The following is a 3,863-nucleotide window of genomic DNA, read 5'->3' as shown; positions in this document are numbered from 1 at the left end:
AGCTGCATTGGCGACGAAAAAGAAGGAGACCACACACACATTGACCAAAGCATGACCCGAATTCCATAGTCAGCGGTGGATCACTTCTCGGTGAAAATCCCGGCTCAGTTCTGGGTGGAAATCAACAACGTCATCGATTTGGAATGCTGCGCCACGTGTCGAATGGTCGCTTCGGCGAATGCCGCCGCGCAACATCAGTGGTGCTCGACCGGCAGTTTTGGGCCGATGCGACCTTTCGCAAAACGACGCTTTAAGATAGGTTTCTACCGCTCGGCACATACGGCCAGAGAGGCGTGGTGCTGAAACTAACAGACATCAAGGCCGCACGGTCTAACGGCAAGTCGCCCTCAGGTCACGCCGGCCCTCAACAGCACCGTGACTGCGCTGTCAAAATGCTCGCCGATGGCAGCTTCGGCGCGACCTGGATCTTGGGCGAGGATCGCGGTCGCGATGCGTTCGTGACAGAAGATGTTCTCTTGACGGTTCTGGTAGGTCGCGCGCGAACGCCAGCCGATCGCCCAGGTTTGCCGAGTGATGACGCGAAAGCTGTTCACAAGGATGGAGTAAAGCGCATTGCCAGAGGCCCGTGCGATGATCTCGTGAAAGCTAATATCCAGGTCCATAATGGTCTCCGGGGCATTCTCTTCCAGAGCCTCGAACATCCTTCCCACTACGTCCAGTAACTCGCGCGCTTCAGCATCGCTGCGTCGCAAGGCGGCAAGGCTTACCGTGCGAAGTTCCAGTGTGCGGCGGACGTCGAGAATCTGCTGGATGCTTAATTGCCCAGTATAGACCGTGTGATCCAGGATCATGCTCAGAGCATCGGCATCGGCGGCGGCAACTCTCGCACGGCGGCCATTGCCAACTTCCAGAATGCGCAGCGCGGCCAGTCCGCGCAACGCCTCGCGCGCAACGGTGCGTGACACCGCGAGTTCTGTGGCCAAAGCGGCTTCGGATGGCAGAACATCTCCTGAAACCAGCTTCTTGTCGCGGATGAGGGTGCGAATGTCCCGCATCACCCGCTCGACCAGACCGGAGGATTTCAGCTGATCGCTTTCGTTTGATTGTATGATAGGTTTGTTCATTTGGTATCACAATCAAACTGATTTCTGTTGCAAAACGATAGCATTCCGTCTTATCGGGATGAAGTCATATCTGTGTCGCACCGAATTCGAGGAGGAACCGGTGCCCGCGCCGAGCATCTGTTCGGGTGTCGCGGGCACGGGGATGGTCCTTGCATGCGGATGACAGGCGGCGCAGCGCAGGTGCGAGGGGAGGCCAACCAAAATGAAGATCACCGCCATACGGACCTATCGGGTCGAGGAGTTTGCCAACGTCCTGTGGGTCCATATAGAGACCGATAACGGGATCACCGGCTTGGGCGAGACCTTTTACGGTGCCGAGGCCTGCGAGGCTCATATCCACAACACGCTGGCGGTGCGGTTGCTGGGACAGGATCCGTTGAAGATCGAGTTGCTGCATAAGGAAATGGTCTCGCTGCCGAATGCGCAGGCCTCGACGGGGGTCGAATACCGCGCGGCATCGGCGGTGGATATCGCGCTGTGGGACATATTCGGCAAGGTCGCGGGCCAGCCGGTCCACACCATGTTGGGCGGGCAAAGCTGGGATCGAATCCGCGTCTACAATACCTGTGCCGGCACGCGCTACGTGCGCACCAACAAGATTAAGCCGGTTGATACATGGAATCTGGACGCTCAACCTTCACCCTATGAGGATCTCGACGGTTTCATGACCCGCGCTGGCGATCTAGCCGAGGATCTGTTGGATCAAGGGATCACGGCGATGAAGATTTGGCCCTTCGATCCGGCCGCGATCGAGAACAAGGGCATGTTCATCACCGCAGAGCAACTGAAGACCGCGCTGAAGCCGTTCGAATTGATCCGCAAGGCGGTCGGCGACCGGATGGAAATCATGGTCGAGATGCACTCGCTGTGGAATTTGCCGGTCGCGAAAGATATCGCCCGCACCATCGAGCCCTATGCGCCGCGCTGGTATGAGGACCCGATCCGGATGAATTCGCCGCAGGCTTTGGCAGAATTCGCGCGCTCCACGCCGGTGTGGACCTGCGCCTCGGAAACACTAGGGTCGCGTTTCGCCTACAAGGACTACATGGATCGCGACGCCGTGCATGTGGTGATGGCCGACCTATGTTGGACCGGCGGGCTGACGGAAGGCCGCAAGATTGCCGCAATGGCCGATACCTATCACCGCCCCTTCGCGCCGCATGATTGTATCGGCCCAGTCGGTTTTGCAGCTGCCATCCACATGAGCTTCAGCCAGCCCAATACGCTAATTCAGGAGAGCGTCCGGGCTTTCTACAAGGGCTGGTATCGCGAGCTGGTGACCGAGGTACCACGCATCGAGGGCGGCTACGTCTATCCGATGGAGGGGCCGGGCTTGGGTACCGAGCTTGTGCCCGCCTTCTTTGAGCGTAGCGACCTTACCACGCGCCTATCGGAGTTGGATCAATGAGCCTGCAACTGTTCAATCTGACCGGGCGCACGGCGTTGATCACCGGCTCGTCCCGTGGGCTGGGCCGAGCCTTCACCGAGGGGCTGGCGGGCGCAGGCGCCCGGGTGATCCTGAGCGGCGTCTTTCAGGCGGTCATCTCAAGGGCGTATCCGGCCCACAGGTCATGGGCATCGGATCTGGCGTGGCGGTAGGATGTGGCAGAGAGGCGATAGCGGCGGGGCCGGAAGATCGTGTTGATCTGGTCGTGCACGGCGAGGAACCTCTGTGCCTGCCTTGGTGACCTGAACTTGCCCATAAGCTTCTCGCGCTTTCGGGTCGGTCTGTCGGACCCATCGATACGGTTGTTCAGGCCCCTATGCGCTCAGTGATCCGCACCCGGCGCCAATTCGCGAATTGGTTTGATGTAGCTGCGCAACTTGTCGATGATGATGACCCGTGGCGCGCCGAACCGGCCAATCAGCCCTTTGAGGAAACGCCGTGCAGCCCTGGCATTCCGCCGAGGTTGAATCAGAATGTCGAGCACGTGACCGTCCGCGTCGACGGCCCGCCAGAGCCAGTGTTTTCTCCCGCGGATCGCGTGACGACCTCATCGAGATGCCACTTGCCGCAGGCATCGGACCTGTCGCGCTTGATGCATGTGGCGAAATGGCAGCCAAATCGGTTGACCCATTTCCGGACCGTTTCCCGGCTGACGATCACGCCGCGCTCCGCCAGCAGGTCCTCGACATCCGCCGCGCTGAACGCGAGCCGATGGTACGCCCAAACCGCGTAGGCAACGATCTCGCGGGGGAAACGGTAGCCTTTCAAGCGCGGCATCTCGGACGGTGCTCTCATTCTGGATGTCTATCCAACACAGCCATCCCGAACAAGTTGGCAATCCCGTCACACCGCATGCCGCCCAGAAGTCCCTCTATTCGGCCATCGACCGACGCACCACCCGACACAAGGGATATGCCTTGTCCCCAAAGCACACGAAACGGATCGAGGAAACCATCGGCCGGAGCAAGACCGTCGGTGGAATGGTCCAGACCGTCTATCGCGGCCTCGAACGCGTGCGCGCCTGCTTCATCCTGACCTTGGCAGCCGGAAATCTCGCCCGACTGCCCCGGTTGTTGGCGGCGTGAGAGCCGGCATCACCATGGAAGACCGACTGGAACAGTCAGCAGGGGCGGGCTGAGACCTGAGGCTAACAGCCAACGTGGTGGAAAACTGTTCTCGCGCAACGATTATTTCAGCGGCCTGTTCTCATGATCGTTGTCAAGGCTTTGTTCCATAGCATTTATTCCGGCTGATCCGGGCCAACGTGATGTGGATGCGCAAGGTTGGAGACGGAACTGAGACGACGGTTGAGCAAGCTCTCATGCGCGGGT

3 protein-coding genes and 2 pseudogenes are annotated in these 3,863 nt (G+C 59.6%); 3 read left to right on the top strand and 2 right to left on the bottom strand.

The window, feature by feature from the left end; all coding sequences use genetic code 11:
* Positions 1 to 347 precede the first annotated feature (347 nt).
* Positions 348 to 1,085 carry a FadR/GntR family transcriptional regulator gene (locus tag GL286_RS21925; RefSeq protein WP_211596488.1) on the bottom strand — a complete coding sequence of 246 codons (738 nt, stop codon included), beginning with the start codon at positions 1,083 to 1,085 and terminating at the stop codon, positions 348 to 350.
* A gap of 202 nt (positions 1,086 to 1,287) precedes the next feature.
* Here GL286_RS21925 and GL286_RS21920 point away from each other — a divergent pair, with 202 nt between their 5' ends.
* Together GL286_RS21920 and GL286_RS23005 are read left to right on the top strand one after the other, a co-directional pair.
* Positions 1,288 to 2,493 carry a mandelate racemase/muconate lactonizing enzyme family protein gene (locus tag GL286_RS21920; RefSeq protein WP_155097682.1) on the top strand — a complete coding sequence of 402 codons (1,206 nt, stop codon included), beginning with the start codon at positions 1,288 to 1,290 and terminating at the stop codon, positions 2,491 to 2,493.
* Positions 2,490 to 2,684 carry a hypothetical protein gene (locus tag GL286_RS23005; protein WP_425496111.1) on the top strand — a complete coding sequence of 65 codons (195 nt, stop codon included), beginning with the start codon at positions 2,490 to 2,492 and terminating at the stop codon, positions 2,682 to 2,684. The genes GL286_RS21920 and GL286_RS23005 overlap by 4 nt, the downstream gene beginning before the upstream one ends.
* Here the strand turns inward: GL286_RS23005 and GL286_RS21910 are convergent.
* Positions 2,618 to 3,327: pseudogene (locus GL286_RS21910) on the bottom strand (IS6 family transposase). The gene GL286_RS23005 and the pseudogene GL286_RS21910 sit on opposite strands and share 67 nt — an antisense overlap.
* Before the next feature lie 47 nt (positions 3,328 to 3,374).
* Here GL286_RS21910 and GL286_RS21905 point away from each other — a divergent pair.
* A pseudogene (locus tag GL286_RS21905) lies at positions 3,375 to 3,617 on the top strand (transposase); the annotation flags it as partial.
* Between the last annotated feature and the right edge of the window lie 246 nt (positions 3,618 to 3,863).

Source organism: Paracoccus aestuariivivens, from assembly GCF_009711225.1.
Taxonomy (GTDB): domain Bacteria; phylum Pseudomonadota; class Alphaproteobacteria; order Rhodobacterales; family Rhodobacteraceae; genus Paracoccus; species Paracoccus aestuariivivens.
Note: the sequence above shows the minus strand (reverse complement) of the source record. Positions and strands in the feature narration are given on the sequence as shown.

Excerpts from the sequence above, each read along its gene's own strand:
- GL286_RS21925 (WP_211596488.1), bottom strand. The coding sequence starts at position 1,085 with ATGAACAAACCTATCATACAATCAAACGAAAGCGATCAGCTGAAATCC.
- GL286_RS21920 (WP_155097682.1), top strand. The coding sequence starts at position 1,288 with ATGAAGATCACCGCCATACGGACCTATCGGGTCGAGGAGTTTGCCAAC.
- GL286_RS23005 (WP_425496111.1), top strand. The coding sequence starts at position 2,490 with ATGAGCCTGCAACTGTTCAATCTGACCGGGCGCACGGCGTTGATCACC.